The 22281-nt window shown below is 62.7% G+C and carries 24 protein-coding genes and 1 tRNA gene; 14 read left to right on the top strand and 11 right to left on the bottom strand.

The genetic code is table 11. The features are described from left to right. Position 1: 1 nt before the first annotated feature. The 3 genes from gspG to gspE are packed head-to-tail and all read right to left on the bottom strand — an operon-like array spanning position 2 to position 3339. The gene (gspG, locus tag KI243_RS24435; RefSeq protein ID WP_017124592.1) at positions 2 to 424 is read right to left on the bottom strand and encodes a type II secretion system major pseudopilin GspG; all 423 of its coding nucleotides are present in this window, start codon (positions 422 to 424) and stop codon (positions 2 to 4) included. 12 nt (positions 425 to 436) lie between these two features. Continuing rightward, complete coding sequence (gene gspF, locus KI243_RS24430) at positions 437 to 1645, bottom strand: type II secretion system inner membrane protein GspF (RefSeq protein WP_177088636.1); 1209 nt, start codon at positions 1643 to 1645, stop codon at positions 437 to 439. 2 nt (positions 1646 to 1647) lie between these two features. Continuing rightward, positions 1648 to 3339: a type II secretion system ATPase GspE gene (gene gspE / locus KI243_RS24425; protein ID WP_244861913.1), complete on the bottom strand. Its 1692-nt coding sequence runs from the start codon at positions 3337 to 3339 to the stop codon at positions 1648 to 1650. 260 nt (positions 3340 to 3599) lie between these two features. Here gspE and KI243_RS24420 point away from each other — a divergent pair, with 260 nt between their 5' ends. Further along, the gene (locus KI243_RS24420; protein ID WP_244861771.1) at positions 3600 to 4232 is read left to right on the top strand and encodes a hypothetical protein; all 633 of its coding nucleotides are present in this window, start codon (positions 3600 to 3602) and stop codon (positions 4230 to 4232) included. A gap of 82 nt (positions 4233 to 4314) precedes the next feature. Here KI243_RS24420 and coaA read toward each other — a convergent pair whose 3' ends face one another. Further along, positions 4315 to 5241, bottom strand: coding sequence for a type I pantothenate kinase (gene coaA / locus KI243_RS24415; protein ID WP_017124589.1), 927 nt, complete (start codon positions 5239 to 5241; stop codon positions 4315 to 4317). A 248-nt stretch (positions 5242 to 5489) separates the two neighbouring features. On the opposite strand from coaA, the gene nadA reads away from it, so the two are divergent. Beyond that, complete coding sequence (gene nadA / locus KI243_RS24410; RefSeq protein WP_017124588.1) at positions 5490 to 6548, top strand: quinolinate synthase NadA; 1059 nt, start codon at positions 5490 to 5492, stop codon at positions 6546 to 6548. A gap of 75 nt (positions 6549 to 6623) precedes the next feature. Here nadA and KI243_RS24405 read toward each other — a convergent pair whose 3' ends face one another. Continuing rightward, positions 6624 to 8057 carry a M48 family metalloprotease gene (locus KI243_RS24405; protein ID WP_017124587.1) on the bottom strand — a complete coding sequence of 478 codons (1434 nt, stop codon included), beginning with the start codon at positions 8055 to 8057 and terminating at the stop codon, positions 6624 to 6626. Between the two features lie 128 nt (positions 8058 to 8185). On the opposite strand from KI243_RS24405, the gene KI243_RS24400 reads away from it, so the two are divergent. Then, positions 8186 to 8425: a sulfurtransferase TusA family protein gene (locus KI243_RS24400; protein ID WP_017124586.1), complete on the top strand. Its 240-nt coding sequence runs from the start codon at positions 8186 to 8188 to the stop codon at positions 8423 to 8425. A 43-nt stretch (positions 8426 to 8468) separates the two neighbouring features. Further along, on the top strand, positions 8469 to 9539 hold the full coding sequence (locus KI243_RS24395; RefSeq protein WP_017124585.1) for an AI-2E family transporter: 1071 nt from the start codon (positions 8469 to 8471) through the stop codon (positions 9537 to 9539). A 159-nt stretch (positions 9540 to 9698) separates the two neighbouring features. On the opposite strand, the gene KI243_RS24390 is transcribed toward KI243_RS24395, so the two are convergent. Then, positions 9699 to 10172 carry a peroxiredoxin gene (locus KI243_RS24390; RefSeq protein WP_212809992.1) on the bottom strand — a complete coding sequence of 158 codons (474 nt, stop codon included), beginning with the start codon at positions 10170 to 10172 and terminating at the stop codon, positions 9699 to 9701. 9 nt (positions 10173 to 10181) lie between these two features. Then, positions 10182 to 10742 carry a glycine cleavage system protein R gene (locus KI243_RS24385; RefSeq protein ID WP_017124583.1) on the bottom strand — a complete coding sequence of 187 codons (561 nt, stop codon included), beginning with the start codon at positions 10740 to 10742 and terminating at the stop codon, positions 10182 to 10184. A gap of 327 nt (positions 10743 to 11069) precedes the next feature. Between KI243_RS24385 and dapA the strand changes: the two genes are divergently transcribed. From dapA to KI243_RS24350, 7 genes are all read left to right on the top strand, one after another. Then, positions 11070 to 11948 carry a 4-hydroxy-tetrahydrodipicolinate synthase gene (dapA, locus tag KI243_RS24380; protein WP_017124582.1) on the top strand — a complete coding sequence of 293 codons (879 nt, stop codon included), beginning with the start codon at positions 11070 to 11072 and terminating at the stop codon, positions 11946 to 11948. 17 nt (positions 11949 to 11965) lie between these two features. After that, a complete protein-coding gene (gene bamC / locus KI243_RS24375; RefSeq protein WP_177106859.1) occupies positions 11966 to 13078 on the top strand; it encodes an outer membrane protein assembly factor BamC in 1113 nt (370 codons plus the stop codon). Positions 13079 to 13083: 5 nt separating this feature from the next. Continuing rightward, positions 13084 to 13842: an MBL fold metallo-hydrolase gene (locus tag KI243_RS24370; RefSeq protein ID WP_177088626.1), complete on the top strand. Its 759-nt coding sequence runs from the start codon at positions 13084 to 13086 to the stop codon at positions 13840 to 13842. 28 nt (positions 13843 to 13870) lie between these two features. Continuing rightward, on the top strand, positions 13871 to 14581 hold the full coding sequence (gene purC / locus KI243_RS24365; protein WP_017124579.1) for a phosphoribosylaminoimidazolesuccinocarboxamide synthase: 711 nt from the start codon (positions 13871 to 13873) through the stop codon (positions 14579 to 14581). An 84-nt stretch (positions 14582 to 14665) separates the two neighbouring features. Beyond that, a tRNA-Ser gene (locus KI243_RS24360) sits at positions 14666 to 14755 on the top strand. Positions 14756 to 15081: 326 nt separating this feature from the next. After that, complete coding sequence (locus tag KI243_RS24355) at positions 15082 to 15561, top strand: type II toxin-antitoxin system antitoxin SocA domain-containing protein (RefSeq protein WP_017124578.1); 480 nt, start codon at positions 15082 to 15084, stop codon at positions 15559 to 15561. Then, a complete protein-coding gene (locus tag KI243_RS24350; RefSeq protein ID WP_146049258.1) occupies positions 15554 to 16087 on the top strand; it encodes a hypothetical protein in 534 nt (177 codons plus the stop codon). Before KI243_RS24355 ends, KI243_RS24350 begins: the two co-directional genes overlap by 8 nt. Positions 16088 to 16162: 75 nt before the next feature. Here the strand turns inward: KI243_RS24350 and KI243_RS24345 are convergent, their stop codons facing one another. After that, on the bottom strand, positions 16163 to 16648 hold the full coding sequence (locus tag KI243_RS24345) for a LasR-specific antiactivator QslA (protein ID WP_017124576.1): 486 nt from the start codon (positions 16646 to 16648) through the stop codon (positions 16163 to 16165). 453 nt (positions 16649 to 17101) lie between these two features. Continuing rightward, entirely contained in the window at positions 17102 to 18328 is a 1227-nt protein-coding gene (locus KI243_RS24340) for an MFS transporter (protein ID WP_017124575.1), read from the bottom strand. 263 nt (positions 18329 to 18591) lie between these two features. On the opposite strand from KI243_RS24340, the gene KI243_RS24335 reads away from it, so the two are divergent. Beyond that, the gene (locus KI243_RS24335; RefSeq protein ID WP_017124574.1) at positions 18592 to 19515 is read left to right on the top strand and encodes a LysR family transcriptional regulator; all 924 of its coding nucleotides are present in this window, start codon (positions 18592 to 18594) and stop codon (positions 19513 to 19515) included. Positions 19516 to 19601: 86 nt separating this feature from the next. Beyond that, positions 19602 to 19961 (top strand): 5-carboxymethyl-2-hydroxymuconate Delta-isomerase, encoded by a 360-nt coding sequence (locus KI243_RS24330; RefSeq protein ID WP_017124573.1) that lies wholly within the window; start codon positions 19602 to 19604, stop codon positions 19959 to 19961. A gap of 52 nt (positions 19962 to 20013) precedes the next feature. Here KI243_RS24330 and cynS read toward each other — a convergent pair whose 3' ends face one another. Further along, a complete protein-coding gene (gene cynS / locus KI243_RS24325) occupies positions 20014 to 20484 on the bottom strand; it encodes a cyanase (RefSeq protein ID WP_017124572.1) in 471 nt (156 codons plus the stop codon). 34 nt (positions 20485 to 20518) lie between these two features. Further along, the gene (locus KI243_RS24320; protein ID WP_017124571.1) at positions 20519 to 21178 is read right to left on the bottom strand and encodes a carbonic anhydrase; all 660 of its coding nucleotides are present in this window, start codon (positions 21176 to 21178) and stop codon (positions 20519 to 20521) included. Between the two features lie 109 nt (positions 21179 to 21287). Between KI243_RS24320 and cynR the strand changes: the two genes are divergently transcribed. Then, positions 21288 to 22169: a transcriptional regulator CynR gene (gene cynR, locus KI243_RS24315; RefSeq protein ID WP_017124570.1), complete on the top strand. Its 882-nt coding sequence runs from the start codon at positions 21288 to 21290 to the stop codon at positions 22167 to 22169. Positions 22170 to 22281 lie beyond the last annotated feature (112 nt).

Below are 22281 nucleotides of genomic sequence, written 5' to 3'. Positions count from 1 at the left end.
GCTATTCCCAGTTACCCTGGTCGGCGTTGTAGCCGTCGCCGCCGGGCTGCCCGTCCTTGCCGAAGAAGACCAGGTCGAAGGGGCCATGGGCACCAGGCGCGCGATAGCCGAACGAGTGGCCATAGGGGTCCAGCAGGTCGCTGGGTTTGGCGTAGGGGCCGTTCCAGTTGCGGACGTTGGCCGGCGCGCTCGTCAGGTCGAGGAGGTCCCTGGGCGGGGTGCCGACATCCAGGGCATAACCTTCGATCTTCATCGACAGGCTGGCCAGTTGGGCCTTGCCCGCGCCGTACTTGCCCTTGTCGACATTGGCGCCGACCTGGCGCACGACGATGGTTGCGATCACGCCCAGCAGCACGATCACCGCGAGCATTTCCAGCAGGGTGAAGCCTTGGTGGCGGTGACGCAGCGAACGATCGCGACCCATGGTGGACGTCCCTCAGAGGTTATTGGTCAGGCTCATCAACGGCAGCATGATGGCCAGCATGATCACGCCCACCAGCGCTGCCATCACCAGCGTCAGGGTAGGCACCAGGGCGGCGAGCAGGCGATCGATATGGCGCTTGGCCTCGGCGTCGAAGATGCTCGCGACCTTGAGCAGCATCCGGTCCAGCTGTCCCGATTCCTCGCCGACCTGGATCATCTGGATCGCCAGTTCCGGGAAGGTCGCGGTCGCCTCCATGGCGACCGACAACCGGCTACCGTCCTTGACCTTGACGATGGTCTGTTCCACCGCATCGCGCAGTACCTGGTTGCGGCAGACCTGGCGGGCGATATCGAACGCGCTGATCAGGGCGACACCCTGGCTCAACAGCGTGCCCAGGGTGTGCGCCAGTCGCGCGGTTTCCAGGCGCAGCAGCAACGGCCCGACGACCCGCGCGCGGAGCATCAGGCGGTCCCGCCGCAGGCGCCCTCGGGCTGTGCGCAGGTGTCGCCCCAGCCAGGCGAACAGCAGGGCCATGGCCCCGAGCAGATAGAGGATGTAGTCGCCGAGGAACTGGCCGAGGGCGAGGATCGCCTCGGTGATCAGCGGGACGGGCACGCCCAGGCCGCTGAAGATCGGTACGAACTGCGGCACCACATAGGCCAGCAGCAGGACCAGCGAACCCAGCACGCCGACCAGCAGGAAGGCCGGATAGATCAGCGCGTTGATCACTTCGCCACGGACTTTCTGGGTCCGTTCCAGGTAGGCCGCCAGTTGCCCGAGGGTATCGCCCAGTGCCCCGCCGGCTTCCCCGGCACGTACCAGGCTGAGGTACAGCGGCGAAAAGGACGGGCCTTCGACGGCCATGGCCGCCGACAGCGGCTGGCCGCCCTTGACCCGGTCGCGGATCCGTTCGAGCAGGCGGCGTGCCTGGGGTTTGCCCGGCTGACGGACCAGGGTCTCGAGGGCCCGCTCCAGCGGCTGGCCGGCGTCGAGGAGCGTGGCGAGTTGCTGGGTGAAACGCTCCAGTTCGTCGCCCGCCAGGGGTGGACGATTGAACCAGGACCCCGCGGCCACGCTGCCGCTCGACGCCGGTTCGAGTTGCAGGACCAGCAGGCCGCGCTCCTGCAACTGACTGGCGGCCTCGTCGTGATCCTCGGCGTCGAGTGCACCGTCGAGTGGGCTGCCGCTCGGGTCAAGGGCGCGATAGCGATAGTGTTCCATGCTTAATCGCCATGGGTGACGCGCAGGACTTCTTCCAGGCTGGTGATACCCGCCAGGGCCTGGCGCAGGCCATCCTCGTACAGGGTTCGCAGGCCGCCGGCGCGGGCCGCCTGTTCCAGTGTCGTGGCGTCGGCGTGGCGCATGAGCAGCGAGCGCAGGGCGTCGTTCATCACCAGCAACTCGCTGAGGGCGCTGCGTCCGCGATAACCGCCGCCGGGGGCGTCCGCGCGGGGACGGTAGAGGCGGATCGGGCGTTCGTCGGTAAAACGCTCCAGTTGATGTTCGGCGATCAGCTCCGGCGGGGCCTCGAAGCTTTCCCGCCATTCGGGGGCCAGCCGGCGCACCAGGCGCTGGGCGAGAATGCCGTTCACCGTCGAGGCGATCAGGTAGCTTTCGACGCCCATGTCCAGCAGGCGGGTGATGCTGGCGGCGGCGCTGTTGGTGTGCAGGGTGGAAAGCACCAGGTGGCCGGTCAGCGAGGACTGGATGGCGATCCGGCAGGTTTCCAGGTCACGCATCTCGCCGATCATGATCACGTCCGGGTCCTGGCGCACGATGGCGCGCAGCACCCCGGCGAAATCCAGGCCGATGCCCGGCTTGACCTGGATCTGATTGATCCCCTCCAGCTGGTATTCGACCGGGTCCTCGACGGTGATGATCTTGCGCTCGGAGGTGTTCAGCCGGGCCAGGGCGGTGTACAGGGTGGTGGTCTTGCCCGAACCGGTGGGGCCGGTGACCAGCAGGATGCCGTGGGGCCGTTCGAGCACGTTCAGCAGGGCATCCAGGCGTGCGCCGTCGAAGCCCAGGCTCTGGAAGTCGAAGGTCACGGTCTGGCGGTCGAGCAGGCGCATCACCACCGACTCGCCGAAACCGGTGGGCACGGTGGAGACCCGCAGGTCCAGTTCCTTGCCCTGCACGCGGAGCATGATGCGGCCGTCCTGGGGCAGGCGGCGCTCGGCGATATCCAGTCGCGCCATGATCTTGATGCGCGAGATCACCGCCGCCGAGGAGCTGACGGGCGGTGCCTCGGCCAGATGGAGCACACCGTCGACCCGGTAGCGGACGTTGAGCTGGTTCTCGAACGGCTCGATATGAATGTCCGAGGCCCGTTGTTCGACGGCCCGTTGCAGCAGCAGGTTGACCAGGCGGATCACCGGGGCTTCGGACGCGAGGTCCTTGAGGTGCTCGATATCGGTTTTCTGGTTGCCGGGATCTTCTTCCAGGTTCTCGATCAGGGTGCCCATCGCGCTGCGGCCCCGGCCGTAGTAACGCTCGATCAGTTGCTCGATGTCGCCGCGCTGGCCGATGGACAGGCGCACCGGGCATTGGCAGGCATATTCCAGCGCATGCAGGGCATCGGCCTGGTTCGGGTTGGCGATCAGTACATGCAACTCGCTGCCGGCGGCGGACAGCGGCACCAGGCAATGCTCCTTGAGAAAGCGCGGCGCCAGTTCGGGCGGCTCCTCCAGCAGTTCGGGCGCATCCGCCAGGGTCAGCAGGGGGGTATCGAGCAGGGTCGACCAGGCCAGGGCGAGGTCCTGCTCCGACACCAGGCCCAGGCGCGCCAGCAGTTCGGTCGAATCGTGCCGTGCGCTGGCGTCCTGCAACTGCTGGGCGCGGTCGACATCGGTGAGTTTCAGGCGACCCTCGTTGACCAGCCAGTCGATGGCCAGCCTGCCCGGGTCGGGGGACATCAGGGCGTTCATGATGCTCTCTCCAGGCTCCATGCCTCTGGCACAGCCTGAACCTGAAGCGGTGCGGCGACTACTGTCAGAAATGACAGTTCTGCTGACCGTTGGTCGGTTGCCAGTTCGACATTGCCATTGGTCCGAACTGTCAGAAATGACAGTAGGCAGCGTTTTTGCGGCGGGGATAGTTTGGAGGCGATGGAAAGGCAGTTGTTTCCATTCTTTCGATCATGTCGATCGAAGGTCCGATTCGCAGGAGCGAAATCATGTTCAACTCAATTGCTAAAAAAATACTGGGCTCGATTTTCTTGTTGTTGAGCCTTTTGTGCGCAGTACCGGCCTCGGCCGCGATCGTGACGTGTACGGGAGCGCTCGATTTTAAAATTACACCCGGCCTCGTTGGGCTTGTGCCAAACACCACCCCCCAGGTTATTCAAGGACAGGCCAGTGTCGTGTCAGCGACATCATGCGCAACAGACATAGCCGGGACGAAGATTCAACCTGCCCGGCTCGCGATAGACGGAGAGCTTTCCAGCAGCTCGTGTCTTGCTTTTACGTTGAAGCCCAACTCGGTTCACATGAACATTCTCTGGGACAACGACGCGACGGGCACTGCCGAGTATACCGGTCCCTCGGGATTTCCGCTGGTGGGCCCCCTGGTGGCCAGTTTCCTGATCACCAGCGGACCTGAAGTGGGAGGGACGCTGAGCATTACGGCCGTTCCTCCGGCCAGCGCCGCTTTGGCGGGCTTGCCTGCTTGGCGGCCCGGCAGTCAAGCATCTTGGCGTGCAGTACCTGTTCAGTGTGGCCCCGTAGCCGGGTCGTTGCTGCCAGTCGGTGTTTCGACCCGATGCCCGCTCTTTGCGCGGGCTGAAGTTTCACCGATGGGCTTCCAGTAAATACCGTTGTGGGTATCTGTCTTGTTGTTACGAAGCGGGGAGCGTGGCTCCCCGCTTCAAACTCTGACAGCACCCAAGCATTTCACCGCAACCAGATCTCGCTCACCGAATGATGGGTGCCCTTGCGCACCACCAGGTCGGCCCGCTCGCGGGTCGGCAGGATATTCTCCAGCAGATTGACCCGGTTGATATCCCGCCAGATCTGCCGCGCCGCATCCGGTGCTTCCTCCGGCGTCAGGTCGGCCAGCTTGCGGAAGTACGCGCCGCGCGCGCGGAACGCGGTCTTCTGCAGCAACAGGAAACGATCAACGTACCACTGCTCGATATCCTGTTCGTCGGCGTCGAGGTAGATCGAGAAGTCGAAGAAGTCGGAGACGATGGTGCTCGGCTTGGGTTCGTCGGTGCCGTCCGTCTGCAGGACATTGAGCCCTTCGAAGATCAGGATGTCCGGCCGATCCACCGTCTGGTATTGGCCCGGCACGATGTCGTAGCTGATGTGGGAATAGATCGGCGCCCGGACTTCGCCTTCGCCGGCCTTGACGTCGGCGAGGAATTTCACCATCTGCCGGCGATCGTAGCTTTCCGGAAAACCCTTGCGGTGCATGATGCCGTCGGCCACCAGCTTGCTGTTGGGGTAGAGGAAGCCGTCGGTGGTCACCAGGGCCACGTTCGGATGGTCCGGCCAGCGCGCCATCAGCGCCTGCAGGACCCGGGCAAAGGTGCTCTTGCCCACCGCGACGCTACCGGCGATGGCAATGATGTACGGTCCCCGCGGGCTGGCCCGGCCGAGGAAGGTGTCCTTGATCCCGGCCAGATGGCGAGCCGCGCCGACGTGCAGGCTGATCAGCCGCGACAGCGGCAGGTAGACGTTGGCGACGTCCTCCAGGGAGATGTCCTCGTTCACCCCGCGCAGGGTCGACAGGTCCTCTTCCGACAGCGTCAGGGGCGTGTTGGCGCGCAGGCCAGCCCACTCCGTGCGGTCCATTACCAGGTAGTCATCAGCGGTCATCGGTTACTGTCCCACGTCTCGTCAATGAGCGGATTATCCATCGAGTTGCCCCCGCGTGTCCGAAGGTCAGAATAATCTTTTGAATCCATTGGATATTCTGTAGCCTTGCGGCGCTGAAAAGCACTCCATGCCTGATGGATTCACTTTCCCGGTCGCCGCGCGCTACAACTAAATATCCTGCCTCGGAAAGAGTCAGGGGCCGGGGTATACTCGACTTTCGCGCTCACGCGCTTGCAGGTCTTGCGAACATGACGCAGATTTCCGAACGCCTTCTGGTTCAAGCCCATCTCGACGCCAAGCAGCCCAAACCCTTGAGTGCCGAGCAGGAGGCGACCCTCCGTGCCGAGATCGCCGCCGAGCTCAAGGCTCAGGACGCGGTGCTGGTGGCCCACTTCTACTGTGATCCGGTGATTCAGGCCCTGGCCGAAGAAACCGGCGGCTGCGTGTCCGACTCCCTGGAGATGGCCCGTTTCGGTGCTGCCCACCCGGCCAAGACCGTGCTGGTAGCGGGCGTGCGGTTCATGGGCGAGACGGCGAAGATCCTCACCCCGGAAAAGCGCATCCTGATGCCGACCCTGGAAGCGACCTGCTCGCTGGACCTGGGTTGCCCGGTGGACGAGTTTTCCGCCTTCTGCGACCAGCACCCGGAGCGCACGGTGGTGGTGTATGCCAACACCTCGGCGGCGGTCAAGGCGCGTGCCGACTGGGTGGTGACCTCCAGCTGCGCCCTGGAAATCGTCGAAAGCCTGATGGATAACGGCGAAAAGATCATCTGGGCACCGGACAAGCACCTGGGACGCTATATCCAGAAGCAGACCGGCGCCGACATGCTGCTGTGGGACGGTGCCTGCATCGTCCACGAGGAATTCAAGTCCAAGCAGCTGGAAGACATGAAGGCGCTGTATCCCGATGCGGCGATCCTGGTGCACCCCGAATCCCCCGAGTCGGTGATCGACCTCGCCGATGCGGTCGGTTCCACCAGCCAGTTGATCAAGGCCGCGCAGACCTTGCCGAACAAGACCTTTATCGTCGCCACCGACCGCGGCATCTTCTACAAGATGCAGCAGTTGTGCCCGGACAAGGTCTTTGTCGAAGCGCCGACCGCCGGCAATGGCGCGGCGTGCCGCAGTTGCGCGCATTGCCCGTGGATGGCCATGAACACCCTCGAGCGCACCTTGCAGTGCCTGCGCGAGGGCAGCAACGAGATCTTCGTCGATCCTTCGATCGTTCCCCGCGCGGTTCGTCCGCTCAAGCGCATGCTGGATTTCACCCAGGCCGCGCGCCTGAAGCTGAGCGGCAACGCCTGATAACTGGCTGATCGTTCCCACGCTCCGCGTGGGAATGCGGCCCGTGACGCTCTGCGTCACCTGTGGAGCGGGACGCTAGCCGCCCATCATGTCCTTGACCATGCGTTCCTGGTCGATCATCTCTTTCTGCCGTGCATCGATGCGCGAGGCCAGCTGGAAGTTCGGCGCGCGGCGCTTGGCGAAGTCCAACTGCTGGATCGCCTGCTTGAAGTCGCCGACCAGGGCGAAATACTCGGCCCGAGCCTGGTGCAGGCCGATGATATTGCCGGCCTGGCCGCGGGTTTCGGCGATCTGGTACCAGATATCCGGATCCTCCGAGCGGGTCTTGAGCATGTCCACCAGGATCTTCTCCGCGTCGGCCGGCTTGTTCTGCTTGACCAGCAGATCGACCTTGACCTGTCTCAGCGGGTAGTTGCCCGGAAACAGCGCCAGCATGCGGTCGGTGCGTGCCACGGCATCGGGCAAGTGGCCGCTGCTGATATCAAGCTCGATCTGCGCCAGGTTGTAGATGACCTCGTTGGGGGACTTGGCCAGCAGCGGCTTGAGGTTCTCCCGGGCTTCATTCAACTGGCTGCCCTTGATCTGCGCGATGGCCAGGCCGTAACGGGCAATATCGGACTTGGGGTTTTCGTCCAGCTGGGCGCGGAAACGCTTGGCCGCCAGTCCCGGCGAGTCCTCGTACGAGAGCATCACGCGGGCGCGGATCAGTTGATAACGCAGGCTGTCCTCGATGCCGCCGGGCTTGGCCTGTTCGGCACGGTTGCGGGTGTCGGCGATCCGCGATTCGGTGACCGGGTGGGTCAGGAGGAATTCCGGCGGCTTGGCATCGAAGCGGTAGATGCGCATCAGGCGTTCGAACATGGTCGGCATGTTGCGCGGGTCGTAGCCGGCCTTCTCCAGGTTGAGAATGCCGATGCGGTCGGCTTCCTGTTCATTCTGCCGGGAGAAGCGCTGTTTCTCCTGGAAGGCGGCGGCCTGGGTCCCGGCAATGGTCGCGATGCCCGCGTCGCCACCACCGGCGGCGGCCACGATGATCCCGGTGAGCAGCGCCGCCATCATCGGCAGTTGCATGCGTTGCTGGGCTTCCACGCCACGGGCGAAGTGGCGCTGGGACAAGTGCGCGAGTTCGTGGGCCAGTACCGAGGCATATTCGCCTTCGGTCTGGGCATTGAGGAACAGGCCGCCGTTGATCCCGATGATCCCGCCGGGGGCGGCGAAGGCGTTGAGCTGGTTGCTGTCGATCAGGATGAATTCCAGGCGCCGGTCCTGCACCTGGCTGGTTTCCACCAGCTTGTAGACCGTGGTTTCCACGTAGTCCTTGAGCTGCGGGTCGTTCAGTTGCTTGACCTGGCTGCGCAGGAGGCTCAGCCAGGCGCGGCCCAGTTGATACTCCTGCTGGGGCGAGACGATGGAGGAACTGGCATCACCGAGTGACGGCAGGTCGTCGGCGAAGCCGGGGGAGGCGAGCAGGCAGGCGAGCGTCAACAGGGTGGGGCGCAGAAAAGTCATGCACAGGGCTCTAGTTCGGCAAAGCCCTTACTGTAGCCGCACACCACGCAGACGACCAGAGGTGGCACCGCTTGGGGTATCCTAGACGGCTCGAACAACCGACCCGGCGCGCCGCCAGGAGTGAAGCAATGACCGACGCTGTAGAGTATGACGCCGAGCTGGACGCCAGCGGCCTGAATTGCCCGCTGCCGTTGCTCAAGGCCAAGCTGGAGCTCAATCGCCTGGCCAGCGGCGCCGTGCTCAAGGTCATCGCCACCGACGCCGGCTCGCAGCGCGACTTCCGCACCTTCGCCAGACTCGCCGGGCATGCGCTGTTGCGTGAAGAGGAAGAGGCCGGGGTCTATCGTTACTGGCTGCGCAAGGCCTGATGGCGCAGTCTCAGCGTCGTCGTCGATTTTTTAAGGAATATTGATGTTCAAGGTGTTACGAGACTGGATCCAGCGCTATTTCTCCGATGAGGAAGCGGTGGTATTGGCGGTCCTGTTGTTCCTGGCGTTCACTGCCGTGCTGACCCTCGGCAAGATGCTTGCCCCGGTATTGGCCGGGATGGTCCTCGCCTACCTGATGCAGGGGCTGGTGTTCGGCCTGGAGCGCATGCGCCTGCCGGGCGCGGCGGCGGTTGGCCTGGTGTTCGCGCTGTTCATGGGCGGCCTGCTGCTGTTCATGCTGGTGGTGGTGCCGCTGCTCTGGCACCAGTTGATCACCCTGTTCAACGAACTGCCGGGGATGTTGGCCAAGTGGCAGTCGTTGCTGCTGTTGCTGCCCGAGCGCTATCCGCACCTGGTGTCCGACGAGCAGGTGCTGCAGGCGATCGAAGTGGCGCGCGGGGAAATCGGCAAGTTTGGCCAGTGGGCGCTGACGTTTTCCCTGTCCAGCCTGCCGTTGCTGGTCAATATCATGATCTACCTGGTGCTGGTGCCGATCCTGGTGTTCTTCTTCCTCAAGGACCGGGCGACCATCCGCGACTGGGTCCGTGGCTACCTGCCCCGCGAGCGGGCGCTGATCACCCGGGTGGCGGAGGAAATGAACCGGCAGATCGCCAACTACATCCGCGGCAAGGTGATCGAGATCATCATCTGTGGCGGGGTGACCTATGTCGCCTTTGTCGCCCTGGGACTCAACTACGCCGCCCTGCTGGCCTTGCTGGTGGGCCTGTCGGTGGTCGTGCCCTATGTCGGCGCGGTGGTGGTGACGGTGCCGGTGATGCTGATCGCGCTGTTCCAGTGGGGCTGGAGCGACCAGTTCATCTACCTGATGGCGGTCTACGGGATCATCCAGACCCTGGATGGCAACGTGCTGGTGCCGCTGCTGTTCTCCGAGGCGGTGAACCTGCACCCGGTGGCGATTATCTGCGCAGTCCTGCTGTTTGGCGGGTTGTGGGGCTTCTGGGGTGTGTTCTTCGCGATCCCCCTGGCGACCCTGTTCAAGGCGGTGCTCGATGCCTGGCCGCGCAAGGAACCGATGGTGGCGCCGCTGCTGTAGGGCGGGGGTTTCAGGGGGAGGGGCGTAGGCGCTGAGCCTGGTGGGAGGCCCCTTTTGTGGGAGCGGGCTTGCCCGCGAAGCTCTTCAGCGGTCTCAGGGGCCTCTTCGCGGGCAAGCCCGCTCCCACACACGCCCGACTCCTAAAGGGTAGGGCGTACTTCAGGCCTTGTTCAGCGCCTGTGCCGCGGCCAGCACCGCATCCACATGGCCCGGCACCTTCACGCCACGCCATTCCTGGCGCAACACACCTTTCGCATCGATCAGGAACGTGCTGCGGTCGACGCCCAGGTATTCCTTGCCATACAGCTTCTTCAGCTTGATCACGTCGAACAGCTGGCAGATGGCTTCGTCCTTGTCGCTGATCAGCTCGAACGGAAACTCCTGCTTGCCCTTGAAGTTCTCGTGGGACTTCAGGCTGTCGCGCGAAACACCGAAGATCTCGGTGTTGGCGGCCTGGAACGCGGCGTACTGGTCACGAAAACCCTGGCCTTCGGTGGTGCAGCCGGGGGTGCTGTCCTTCGGATAGAAGTAGATCACCACCTGCTTGCCCTTGAGATCGGCGAGGCTGACGGTCTGCCCGTTGGTGGCCGGGGCCTGGAAATCGGTTACGGCTTCATTGATGACAACGGCCATGCTGGCTCCTTACATGGGGTTTTGTGGGCGCCACGGTTCGATCAGCGCGTCGAGGTTCATCGCGTCGGCGAAATCCAGGAACTGGTCGCGCAACCAGCTGATCTGCACGCCGGCCGGCAGGGTCACGGTAAAGGTGGCATTGAGCATGGTGCCGCCGGTCTGCGGTGCCAGGTAGGTATCGCAGGTGAGGTTCTCCAGCTCGACGTTGTGGTCGATGAAGAACTGGCACAGCTCGTTGATGATGTCCGAGCGGTAGGCCGAACTGACATAGGCGACGTACGGCAGTGCCTGGGGACGGCTTTCCAGGGCGCCGCTGCGGACCACGCTGACGATGAAGGCATGCTTCTTCGCCAGGTTCGGCAGGCCGGCTTCGAGGCGGGCCAGGGCATCCCAGCTGCCGGAAATCTGCAGGACCAGCGCACTGTACTCGCCGTGGCGGGTCAGGCGTGAGGTCACGACGGCGCAGCGATTTTCATGGCTGGCGCGGCACAGGACGTTGGTCAGCTCCATGGGGTTGGCGCCGAGGGCACTGATGACAAGGAATTGTTCGCGGACTGTGGGGGTGGACATGCAGCATTCCTAAAGCGATGAGCGGTCGGTACGACAGGGGCGTCGCGGGTCGGGTTCTGGTGTTCGCCGATCATTGACCTGGCCGCGGATCGAACGCTTGCGCCGGGCTCAGGCACGGGCGAGAGCGGGCAATGGCAAGGCTGGATCGGGTTTCGGGCAGCGAAAAGGGAGGCTGGAACCCGGCACGTGACTGACTCAGTACCGATCAAAGTCTGAAGGGTAGCGAAAAGCAGCGCCAAGGGGAATGCTCATGGCGAGTACTTCGCTTGTACAAGGCTGATGGCGCCAGTACCATTACCGCTCTCTTTTTCCGGCAGGAGCGGTTGCATGATTGCGGGCAGTATGGTGGCACTGGTCACACCCATGGATGCACAGGGTCGTCTTGACTGGGACAGCCTGAGCAAACTGGTGGACTTCCACCTGCAAAACGGCACCAACGCCATTGTCGCGGTCGGCACCACAGGTGAGTCGGCTACCCTTGACGTACACGAACACATCGAAGTGATTCGTCGCGTGGTCGACCAGGTGGCGGGGCGCATCCCGGTGATCGCCGGCACGGGCGCCAACTCGACGCGTGAAGCGATCGAACTGACCACCAACGCGAAAACCGCCGGCGCCGACGCCTGCCTGCTGGTGACCCCGTACTACAACAAGCCGACCCAGGAAGGCCTGTACCAGCATTTCCGCACCATCGCCGAAGCCGTCGATATCCCGCAGATCCTCTACAACGTGCCGGGCCGTACCGCTTGCGACATGCAGGCCGAGACCGTGATCCGCCTGTCGACCGTGCCGAACATCATCGGGATCAAGGAAGCCACCGGCGACCTGGACCGTGCCAAGGCGATCCTGGCCGGCGTGAGCAGCGACTTCCTGGTCTATTCCGGCGATGACGCCACCGCGGTCGAGCTGATCCTGCTCGGCGGCAAGGGCAACATCTCGGTGACCGCCAACGTCGCCCCGCGTGACATGAGCGAGCTGTGTGCCGCCGCGATGCGCGGCGATGCCGTCACCGCCCGGGCGATCCACCAGAAACTGATGCCGCTGAACAAGACTCTGTTCATCGAATCCAACCCTATCCCCGTGAAATGGGCGCTGCATGAGATGGGCCTGATGCCGGACGGTATCCGTCTGCCGCTCACCTGGCTCAGCACCCCGAGTCACGAACCGCTGCGGCAGGCCATGCGCCAGTCCGGCGTCCTGGTTTAATTGAGGAAATACACCGCATGAAGCGATTGGCCGGACTTTCCGCACTTGCCTTGATTATCTCCAGCACCAGCGGTTGTGGCTGGATCTGGGGCCCGGAAGGTTACTTCCGTGACCGCGGCAGCGATTACCTGGAGGCGCAACAGACGCCAGCCATGCAGTTGCCGCCGGATGTCACCACCAGCAAACGTCTTGACCCGCTGTTGCCGATTCCACGCAACGTCGCCACCGAAACCGTCAAGGGCGAGTACGAAGTCCCGCGTCCGCAGCCGTTGCAGGCCGCGGCCAGTGCCAGCGACTACACCTTGCAGAAAAGCGGCGACTCGAGCTGGATCATGGGCCAGCACGCCCCGGCCGAGGTCTGGCCGGTGGCCATGCAGTTCTTCCAGGACAACGGCTTCCGTATCGACTCCCAGCGTCCGCAGACCGGTGAATTCACCACGGCCTGGCAGCCTGCCAGCGAGCTCTCCGCGAACATGGCCAAGCGCCTGGGCACCGGCAACTCCGCCGATACCGAAGCGCGCGTACGGGTTCGTGTCGAGCCGGGCGTGCAGCGCAACAGCAGCGAAATCTACGTCGTCAGCGCCGAGCGTCCGGCTGGCAGCACCGCGAACGTCGACTTCACCGCGCGTTCGGTCAATATCGGTCGCGACTCGATCCTGATCGACGAAATGCTGTCCAGCATGAGCCGCAGCGCCGAGAAGGGCGGTTCGGTGTCCCTGCTGGCGGCCCGCGATTTCGACACCCCGAGCCGTGTCAGCCTGAGCCAGGACGGCAGCGGCAACCCGGTGCTCAACGTCGGCGAAGACCTCGACCGTGCCTGGTCGAGCGTCGGCCGCGCGCTGGAGCAGGGCGAATGGCGCGTTGAAGACATCAACCGCAGCCTGGGCCTGTACTACATCAACCTGGCGGAAAAAGCCGAGAAGAAAAACGAAGAGCCTGGCTTCTTCGGCAAACTCTTCGGCAGCAAGCCGGCCAAGGAAGAAATCGAAGCCCGTGCCGAGCGTTACCAGGTTCGCCTGAGCAAGGTCGGCGACAACGTGCAGGTGACTGTCGAGAAGGACATCAACACCGTGGCGCCGGCCGATGTCGCGCGCAAGGTGTTGGGCGTGATTCAAGACAACCTGGGCTGATTGCCATGCGTTTTGCCGTTCTCGGCAGTGGTAGCCAGGGGAACGGCACGCTGATAGCCAGTGGCGATACCTGCGTGCTGGTCGACTGTGGTTTCTCTCTGCGTGAAACCGAGCGGCGCCTGGCACGCCTGGACATGAGTCCGGCGCAACTGAGCGCGATCCTGGTGACCCACGAACATGCCGACCACGTGCATGGCGTGGGTTTGCTGTCTCGGCGCTACAATCTACCGGTGTATCTCAGTCGCGGGACCTTGCGCGGGATGCGCAAGCCCATCGAGCCCGCGGGTTTCGTGGCGGGCGGCGAGCGGTTGCAGGTCGGCGCGCTGGCCATTGACGTGGTTGCCGTGGCCCACGACGCCCTGGAGCCGACGCAGTATGTGTTCGACGACGGCCAGCGGCGTTTCGGCCTGCTGACCGACCTGGGATCGTATTGTGCAAGCGTCATGGACAGCTACAGTGGCCTCGATGCGTTGATGGTCGAGGCCAATCATTGCCGGGACCGCCTGGCGCGGGGGCATTACCCGACCTTCCTCAAGCAGCGGGTCGGTGGTGAACTGGGACATCTGAACAACCACCAGGCCGCAAGCCTGGTGGCCGAGTTGGGCTGGCAAGACCTGCAACACCTGGTGCTGGCCCACCTGAGCAGCAAGAACAACCTGCCGCAGCTGGCCCGGCAATGTTTTGTCGACACCCTCGGGTGCGACCCGGACTGGCTGCAACTGGCCGATCAAGATTCAGGGCTCGACTGGCGACATATCGCCTAGCCCAACAACTTAACAAGCGGAGCCCATCATGGAAAAACGTGAAGAACTCTACCGCGGCAAAGCCAAGTCGGTATACAAGACCGACGACGCCGACCGCTTGATCCTGCTGTTTCGCAACGACACCTCGGCGTTCGACGGCAAGCGCATCGAACAGCTCGACCGCAAGGGCATGGTGAACAACAAGTTCAATGCCTTCATCATGCAGAAACTCGAAGAAGCCGGCGTGCCGACCCAATTCGACAAGCTGCTGGGCGACAACGAGTGCCTGGTGAAGAAGCTCGACATGATTCCGGTGGAATGCGTGGTGCGTAACTACGCGGCCGGTAGCCTGGTCAAGCGCCTGGGTGTCGAGGAAGGCCTGAAGCTCAACCCTTACACCTTCGAACTGTTCCTCAAGGACGACGCCAAGGGCGACCCGTTTATCAACGAATCCCACGTCGTGGCGTTCGGTTGGGGCACCGCCGAGCAACTGGTCCGCATGAAGGAACTGTCGCTCAAGGTCAACGAAGTGCTGAGCAAACTGTTCGACGACGCCGGCCTGCTGCTGGTGGACTTCAAGCTGGAGTTCGGTGTATTCCACGGCCAGATCGTCCTGGGTGACGAGTTCAGCCCGGACGGTTGCCGCCTGTGGGACAAGGAAACCCGCAAGAAGATGGACAAGGACCGCTTCCGCCAGGGCCTCGGTGACGTCATCGAAGCCTACGAAGAAGTCGCCAATCGCCTGGGCGTACCGCTGTAATCGACGCAAGCATCTGATAGCACGTAATTTTTTTGCAATTGGGGCTTCGCTTCCGGCAAAAGTGTTGTTATGATGCGCGCCGTTGGAGAGATGCCAGAGTGGCCGAATGGGACGGATTCGAAATCCGTTGTACCTTCACCGGTACCTAGGGTTCGAATCCCTATCTCTCCGCCATTATTAAATACGACTAAGCCCCTGAAAACGTTGAAGTTTTCAGGGGCTTTTTCGTTTTCGGCGTTTTGTTCAGGGCATTTTCAGGGCGCCAAGGCGGCCCCGCAGACCTCCCGTGGCCCATCAGGGAGGGGGCTGTGCCAGTGCAACCGGTATGCCGGGGGAGCAGGTGAAATCGGTTGAAAACGTCGCTTGAATCCCAATTGTAAAAGGCTGATACCGTCCTTGCTTGAACGCATCAAGGGGGTGTACCTTCGGCCACTCAGGGGCTTGTATTGGTATGATTTTGCTTTAGAATTCCGCGCCCCAAAAAACCAGAGGACAGGCATATGACTTCAGCAATCGCTGTCGCACAAGCTTTCCTTGACTTGGCAGCCAAGGAGAGGCGGTCTCTCACGAACATGCAACTGCAGAAACTCGTGTTCTTTTCGCACGGGATTCATCTCGCCGCATTTGGTGATTCGCTTATTGAGGAACCAGTGAAGGCATGGGATTTTGGCCCTGTCATTCCCGCTCTATATGAGAAGCTTCGCAGGTTTGGTCGGGGGGATGTTTCAAGAGACCTGGCACCGGAAACAAGAGGTACCCTTGATCCATCCGGTAAAGAGTTTCAGGCTATCCGCGCTGTCTGGAAAGCCTACGGGAATCGTGACGGCTGGTCCCTTTCCGAGATTTCCCATCAGGAGGGATCTCCTTGGGATGCGGTTTGGAATAAACGCCGTATGCACTACTGCGATATTCCAAACGACCTGATCCGTAGTTATTACTCTGACCGAGTGAAGCACACAGGGGCGTCACAGGTTGCCTGATCAGGACCCCTCTCCCTCGCCACAGGATGTATTGGCGGCAAGCCTCGAAGGTTTGCCGCCTCTCGACATTGAAGTCATTCCGGAGGACTTCACGCCCTCATCCAGGCTGACTTCTATCGTTCAAGAAGACCCAGCAGCCAGCCTTGACGATTACAAATTCAAGCGACTTCAAACAGAGATTGATGACTTATCACAACAATTGTCTGAGCGTCGCGACCTCCATTCGATCCGTACCAAGCATGCATGGCTTTTGTTTGGGTTGACTGTTGGATGGGTGGGGGTGATTTGGTTGGTGGTTCTTTTGCAAGGATTTGGGCAATGGTTTTTACCTTTTCCGGCTCCGGGACCTGACGAGAAGTATCTCCGGTTCGCTCTGTCCAATACGGTGATAGTCGCGTTCATGACGTCAACTACAGCCACTGTTCTTGGCTTATATGGTATTGCCGCCTACTGGCTTTACGGGAAAAAGCCACCGTTGAAGTCCGATAAGAGCGACAGGCAGAAGAGGGATGATGCAAAAGATTGACCAGGCAGTTCAGCAAGTACGGTCTTGTCCTGCCAAAACCCGCCAGACCAAGACCGCTTTCCAAAAGCACAGGGTTCAGGCCTTCAGATAGCCTTGAATCCGTCGCAGAAACCCTGCTTCGAAGGCCTCTCGGCACTGTTTCTTCAGATAAAGTCGGCGACGTCGAGCCAGTTCGGTCCACAGCGGCGATGTGCCGTGCCCGTTCAGCCATCGCTCGGCCTCGCGGGCACCATCGGCGAGCTCCCGGGCGAAGTGGGTGTCCCAGGGCGTCGGGCCTTCGTTGGCATCGTTGGCGGCGCATCGTGTCGCCGGAATCGTGATGGGGCGGGGCGGTGGCGAGTCGAACCGCTGGAAGGCCAGGGTGTAGAGCGCGATGGCGTCGGCGATCAGGCGATGGGCCAGGCGTTCCTGTTCCGGGTCACGAAAGGCCACGCAACGGGCACCGTCCAGGCAGAATCTGGCCGCGACACGGAAATGAGCGGCTGCCTCGCGGGGATGCAGGGAGGCCAACCGGATCAGGTCGGGCGGTGGCAGACGGGACAGTAGCGAGCGATCAATCATGGAGGGGACCTCCGTGATCGCGGTGCGGCAAGGCTGGACGTAGCGGGCGGTGCCCGTGCGTAAAAGGGGGGTAAGCCATTCTCCTTGTCTCCTCGGACGATTGAGGAACTGACTCCCACCGTTGTCACGCGGAGTAGGGAGGCAGACCGTGCGAGGGTGACAAACCGGCGTCCGAGGGAACCGGCCAGGCCGAAGCCTGCCCCACACGGTCCGCCATAGGTGTACTAGCCGAGCGCAATAATGCGGCAGCCAAACAGCCATGACGCGATACCGCGCCTCGAACACTTTCAGGTTGTCACACCCGGCCACAGGATCGACTGTGGCGGGACTAGGCTAGTGGCGGCGCTGCCAATCTAATAGTCAGGCATGGACTAGGCAATAGAGGCCTGGGTCTTATTATCTTGTAGGCTTTTTCCTGCCTGATGGTTTCAGGCAGCGCCTGAACGCTACCGGTCAGCCGGGTTGGGCCACCAGGCTATTACTGACGTTGCGCCCCAGCACCAGCACCGTGGCAAAGCCGCAGCCCACCAGGGCCGTGGCCAGGCTCAGCAGCACCGAGCTGCCCAACTGGTCGACGATCCGGCCGCCGAAGAACGAGCCCAGCGCGATAATCACCTGGAACAGAGCGACGAACAGTGGCATGCCACGTTCGACATCCTTGGGTGCCACGACAAACATCCAGATGCTGGCGCAGGCCGGGAATGCGCCGAAGGCGAAGCCCCAGAGCGCAATCAGCATCACCGCGCCGGTCATGCCGGTGGCGAAGTAGGGGAACAGGGCGGTGCTGGTGCCGATCATCAGCGCGACCAGCAACAAGGTGTAGCGTACGCTGCGGTTGGCGGCGAAACCGGCAAAAATATTCCCCAATACCCCGGCCACGCCAAAGAGCAGCAGCAGTGAGCCAATGGTCGGTCCGTCGAAGCCGGAACTGTTTTTGAAAAACGGTGCGACATAGGTGTAGGCGGCAAAGTGCGCCAGACCGATGAGCAATACCGCGATCAAGCCGATCCGGGCGCGTGGATTGATAAACAAGGCTGGCAGGTCTCTGACGAGAATGGCCTTTTCCGGGTTGAGCCGCGGTAGCAGGAAGACCTGTGCCAGGAGCACCGGTACGCCCATCAGCGCGGTGATCAGGAAGGTCATGCGCCAGCCCATCAGGCCACTGAGCCAGGTGCCCGCGGGCACGCCCAGCACGGTAGCCAGGGTCACGCCGACCATGATGATCGAGGTGGCCTGGGCCACGCCCACTCCCCTGGGGGCCAGTCGGCCGCTGAGGGCGATGGCGGTGGCCCAGAAGCCGCCGATACTGATGCCCAGCAATACGCGACCGAACAGCAGCAGGCTGAAATCGCTGGCGAAGGCCACGACCGAGTTGGCGACGATCATGATCAGCGTCAGGCCGATCAGCAGGTAGCGACGGTCCATGGCGCCAATGCCGATGGACAGCAGGGGAGCGGCGAGGGCGGCCATGATGCCGGGCAGGGTGACCATCAGGCCGGCGTGGCCGGCACTGATACCGAGGTCGGTGGCGACGTCGTTGAGCACGCCCACCGGGAGAAATTCACTGGTAACCAGGGCGAAGGCTCCCACGGCGACCGAAAGAATCGCCAGCCACTGCTGTTTGACGCTTTGCTGATTATGTTCGGGTAGGCCGCGAGGGGCCTGGCTGACGCTTGGCATGGTGTGGTGTTCCAGGGTGCATGTCGCCTGAAGCCAGGCGAAGGGGGAGAGTTTGGCGGCGATTATATGAATGGGTTTCGACAATCAGGCAGGCGGTCGTTTCGATAGTCATCATCAGCGCAATCAATGCAACGCTTCAGGCCGCAATGGGTTGCTCCGAGTCCGGGGGCTTCGGCCAAAAGGTCTTGAGTTGACTGATCGTGTAGACGTCGATGGCGACGCCTTTCTACACTGATAGCGTTTTTGGGGAGCGGGGGCAACGGATGAATCGTAACGAATTGCGCAAGGCCGACATCAACCTGATGGTGGTCTTCGAAACACTGATGCTCGAACGCAATGTGACGCGGGTGGCGGAGAAGCTGTTTCTCGGCCAGCCGACCATCAGTTCGGCGCTCAATCGCCTGCGGGCGATGTTCAACGACCCGCTGTTTATCCGGGTCGGGCACCGCATGGAACCGACCGCGCGGGCCGAGGAAATCATCCAGCACCTGTCCCCGGCACTGGACTCGCTGTCCAACGCCCTGAGCCTGACCCACGATTTCGATCCGACCAGCAGCACCATGACCTTTCGCATCGGGCTGTCGGACGATGTCGAGTTCGGCCTGTTGCCGAACCTGCTGCGGGCCCTGCGCCAGGAGGCGCCGAACGTGATGATCGTGGTCCAGCACGTCGACTACTGGCGTATCCCGGACCTGCTCGCCTCGGGCGATATCACCGTCGGTATCAGCCAGACCCGCGGCCTGCCGGCCAATGCCAAGCGCAAGCTGCTGCGGCATATCCAGCCGATGATCCTGCGTGCCGACGCCTCGTCTAGCCCGATGACCCTGGATGAATACTGTGCCCGCCCGCATGTGCTGGTTTCCCATACCGCCAATGTCAGCAGCCTGGCCGACGAGTGGCTGGCGGAGATCGGGCGCAAGCGTCATGTGGTGTTGTCGGTGCCGCAATACAGCGCCTTGCCGGCCCTGCTGGCGGGAACCGACCTGATCGCCGGCCTGCCGGACTACACCGCCCTGGCGATGGCGGCGTCGGGCGCCTTGTTCGCCGAGCCGTTGCCCTTCAAGGCGCCGACCCTGGACCTGTCGATGGTCTGGCTCGGCATCGTCGACACCGATCCGGCCGAGCGCTGGCTGCGTTCGCGGCTGGAGAAATTCATGAGTGACCGGCTGCCCCTCCAGGCCCCCTGAGCGTGGCGCCAGAGTTTCATGGTCTTTGTCGAAAGCTGCGTGTTATACCTATGGGCATCTTTCCCCCGACGTTTCGGAGCCCGTCCATGCCTCACGTTTTTCTGGAGTACACACCAAACCTGAGCGACTTCGACGCCGACAAGGCGTTGTTGCGCATCAACCATGCCCTGGTGGCGTCCGGGCAGTTCGCCGCCGAATCCGATATCAAGAGTCGGGCCACGCGGTTGACCACCTTTCGCGTGGGCACCGGCCTGGGCGAGCGGGGCTTCGTGCATGTGAAGCTGGAGCTGTTCGGCGGGCGTTCGGTAGAGGTGAAGAAGCAACTGTCGGAGAGCATCCTGAGCAGCCTGAGGGACCTGGATGGCTGGCCGTCGACGGTGGAAGTGCACCTGTCGGTGGATGTGGTCGACATGGTGCGCGAGACCTACCTCCAGACGATTCTCTGAAGCGCATATGACAACGCCCTCCCGGGTCGTCCGGGAGGGCGTTGGCGTTTTTTCAGAACGGTTTGGTCGGCAGGTATTTGCCGTCGAGGGTGATCACCGCGCGGGAGCCGCCTTCCGGGTCCTCGACCTTCTTGATATCCAGCTTGAAGTTGATGGCGCTGATGATGCCGTCGCCGAACTGTTCATGCACCAGGGCTTTCAGGGTGGTGCCGTAGACCTGGATCATTTCGTAGAAACGGTAGATCGTCGGGTCGGTTGGGATACCGGCCGGGATGCTGCCACGCAACGGCACGCTTTGCAGCAGCCGGCTGGCATCCTGGTCGAGGCCGAGCTTGGCGCAGACCACCTCGGCGGCCTCGGCCGGCAGCGGATGCTGACCGAGCAGGGCGGCGGTGACAAAGGCCAGGCTCAGGCCGGTGCCGTCGGTCAGGTCCTGCCAGGACAGGTTCAGGCGCTGCTTGGCGTCGATGATGGTGTCGGCCAGGGCCAGGCGTGGGGTCTGTGCGAATTGGGACTGCAGCATGGTGATTTCCTCTTTTACGGGATGAGTTGGCGAGTCAGGCAACGTGTTGTGGTTGAGTCGACAGCGCGCAGGCTTGCGGGTGTTCGGCAAGGGAGACAAAGCGCCCGGTGCGGCCGTCGAGGGTGGCAATCGAGCCGCTTTCGATGTCGTAGACCCAGCCATGCAGGTTCAGTCGGCCTTGTTCCAGCGCCAGGGCGACCGAAGGATGGGTCTTCAGGTTGGCGAGTTGGGCGACCACGTTTTCCCTGACCAGAGCGTCGAGGCGTGCTTCGGGCGAGGCATGGACGCGGGCGGCATTGATGACCTTGGCCGACTCGGCATGGCGCAGCCAGTTGGCGACGGCCGGCAGGTGGTCAAGGCATTTGCAGGTGGAGATGGCGGTCATCGCGCCGCAGTCGGAATGGCCGCAGATAACGATATCGCGCACCCCCAGCACGGCGACTGCATACTCGACGGTGGCCGATACGCCACCGGGTTCCGGCCCGTAGGACGGCACGATATTGCCGGCATTGCGAATCACGAACAGGTCGCCGGGCTCTTGCTGGGTCAGCAGTTCCGGGACCACCCGGCTGTCCGAGCAGGTGACGAACAGCACATCGGGGTTCTGGGTCGTGGCCAGTTGCTTGAACAGTGCGCTGCGCCCCGGAAAGGCTTCGCGCTGGAACTTCAGGACGCCGTCGATAATGGCTTGCATGGGCTTTCTCCTTGCGTGGCTGATGGGGCAAGGATGGAAGTTTTCAGTCATAGCGTCCAAGACCGGCTTATTATGGTTTCCATAAGTCAGGCCTATAGTTGGATGTCCGATGCTCCTACGTCATGTGCGTTATCTGCTGGCGGTTGCCGAACACGCTAATTTCACCCGCGCCGCCGAGGCGCTGCATGTTTCCCAGCCGACGCTTTCGCAACAGATCAAACAGCTGGAAGAGTCCCTGGGCGCGCCCTTGTTCGATCGCTCCGGACGCACCGTGCGCCTGACGGATGCCGGTGCGGCCTATGTGCGATTTGCGCGACTGGCCTTGCAGGACCTGGAGGCGGGCAAGCGGGCGATGCATGATGTCCAGGATCTCAGCCGGGGAACCCTGCGCCTGGCGATGACCCCGACCTTCACCGCCTATCTCGTCGGACCGCTGCTCGAACAGTTCAACCGCTGCTATCCGGGCATCACCCTCAGCGTCGAGGAACTGACCCAGGATCGTCTCGAAGCTGCCCTGGCCGAGGATCTGCTGGACATCGGCATTGCCTTTGCCGGCACGCACCTGGCGGATATCGACAGCCAGGTGCTCTTCACCGAAACCCTGAGCCTGGTGGTCGGCGCGGCTCACCCGCAGGTCGGACGCATTGCTCCCTTCAGTCTCCAGGACCTTGAGCGCCAGCCCCTGGTCCTGCTCAGCAGGGATTTCGCCACCCGCCAGCACATCGATCTGTATTGCCGCCAGCAAGGCATCGGTGCCCAGGTCGCGATCGAGGCCAATTCCATCAGTGCGATCGTCGAGATCGTCCGGCGCGGGCAACTGGCGACGATCCTGCCGAGTGCGATTGCCCGCGAGCAGCCGGGCCTGGCGGCCTTGCCCCTGCAACCGTCGTTGCCCACCCGCAGCGTGGCCTTGCTGAGGCGCCAGGGCGCCTATCGCAGCGCCGCCTCCCAGGCGTTTGTGCAGACCATGCTGGCGTGGGGGAATGTTTAGTCGCCGTGCAACCAAGCTTTGTAAAAGCTGGATTTAACGACTTATTGCATCGTGTGAATCTGCGGGTCTTTGTCTATTGCGGCAGCTCTATGGACGGTTGGATCAACGGCAA

The organism is Pseudomonas sp. Ost2 (assembly GCF_018326065.1).
GTDB lineage: Bacteria > Pseudomonadota > Gammaproteobacteria > Pseudomonadales > Pseudomonadaceae > Aquipseudomonas > Aquipseudomonas gingeri.
The sequence above is the reverse complement of the archived record's forward strand: the minus strand, read 5'-3'. Positions and strand labels throughout refer to the sequence as shown.

Excerpts from the sequence above, each read along its gene's own strand:
- gspG (WP_017124592.1), bottom strand. The coding sequence starts at position 424 with ATGGGTCGCGATCGTTCGCTGCGTCACCGCCACCAAGGCTTCACCCTG.
- gspF (WP_177088636.1), bottom strand. The coding sequence starts at position 1,645 with ATGGAACACTATCGCTATCGCGCCCTTGACCCGAGCGGCAGCCCACTC.
- gspE (WP_244861913.1), bottom strand. The coding sequence starts at position 3,339 with ATGTCCCCCGACCCGGGCAGGCTGGCCATCGACTGGCTGGTCAACGAG.
- KI243_RS24420 (WP_244861771.1), top strand. The coding sequence starts at position 3,600 with ATGTTCAACTCAATTGCTAAAAAAATACTGGGCTCGATTTTCTTGTTG.
- coaA (WP_017124589.1), bottom strand. The coding sequence starts at position 5,241 with ATGACCGCTGATGACTACCTGGTAATGGACCGCACGGAGTGGGCTGGC.
- nadA (WP_017124588.1), top strand. The coding sequence starts at position 5,490 with ATGACGCAGATTTCCGAACGCCTTCTGGTTCAAGCCCATCTCGACGCC.
- KI243_RS24405 (WP_017124587.1), bottom strand. The coding sequence starts at position 8,057 with ATGACTTTTCTGCGCCCCACCCTGTTGACGCTCGCCTGCCTGCTCGCC.
- KI243_RS24400 (WP_017124586.1), top strand. The coding sequence starts at position 8,186 with ATGACCGACGCTGTAGAGTATGACGCCGAGCTGGACGCCAGCGGCCTG.
- KI243_RS24395 (WP_017124585.1), top strand. The coding sequence starts at position 8,469 with ATGTTCAAGGTGTTACGAGACTGGATCCAGCGCTATTTCTCCGATGAG.
- KI243_RS24390 (WP_212809992.1), bottom strand. The coding sequence starts at position 10,172 with ATGGCCGTTGTCATCAATGAAGCCGTAACCGATTTCCAGGCCCCGGCC.
- KI243_RS24385 (WP_017124583.1), bottom strand. The coding sequence starts at position 10,742 with ATGTCCACCCCCACAGTCCGCGAACAATTCCTTGTCATCAGTGCCCTC.
- dapA (WP_017124582.1), top strand. The coding sequence starts at position 11,070 with ATGATTGCGGGCAGTATGGTGGCACTGGTCACACCCATGGATGCACAG.
- bamC (WP_177106859.1), top strand. The coding sequence starts at position 11,966 with ATGAAGCGATTGGCCGGACTTTCCGCACTTGCCTTGATTATCTCCAGC.
- KI243_RS24370 (WP_177088626.1), top strand. The coding sequence starts at position 13,084 with ATGCGTTTTGCCGTTCTCGGCAGTGGTAGCCAGGGGAACGGCACGCTG.
- purC (WP_017124579.1), top strand. The coding sequence starts at position 13,871 with ATGGAAAAACGTGAAGAACTCTACCGCGGCAAAGCCAAGTCGGTATAC.
- KI243_RS24355 (WP_017124578.1), top strand. The coding sequence starts at position 15,082 with ATGACTTCAGCAATCGCTGTCGCACAAGCTTTCCTTGACTTGGCAGCC.
- KI243_RS24345 (WP_017124576.1), bottom strand. The coding sequence starts at position 16,648 with ATGATTGATCGCTCGCTACTGTCCCGTCTGCCACCGCCCGACCTGATC.
- KI243_RS24340 (WP_017124575.1), bottom strand. The coding sequence starts at position 18,328 with ATGCCAAGCGTCAGCCAGGCCCCTCGCGGCCTACCCGAACATAATCAG.
- KI243_RS24335 (WP_017124574.1), top strand. The coding sequence starts at position 18,592 with ATGAATCGTAACGAATTGCGCAAGGCCGACATCAACCTGATGGTGGTC.
- KI243_RS24330 (WP_017124573.1), top strand. The coding sequence starts at position 19,602 with ATGCCTCACGTTTTTCTGGAGTACACACCAAACCTGAGCGACTTCGAC.
- cynS (WP_017124572.1), bottom strand. The coding sequence starts at position 20,484 with ATGCTGCAGTCCCAATTCGCACAGACCCCACGCCTGGCCCTGGCCGAC.
- KI243_RS24320 (WP_017124571.1), bottom strand. The coding sequence starts at position 21,178 with ATGCAAGCCATTATCGACGGCGTCCTGAAGTTCCAGCGCGAAGCCTTT.
- cynR (WP_017124570.1), top strand. The coding sequence starts at position 21,288 with ATGCTCCTACGTCATGTGCGTTATCTGCTGGCGGTTGCCGAACACGCT.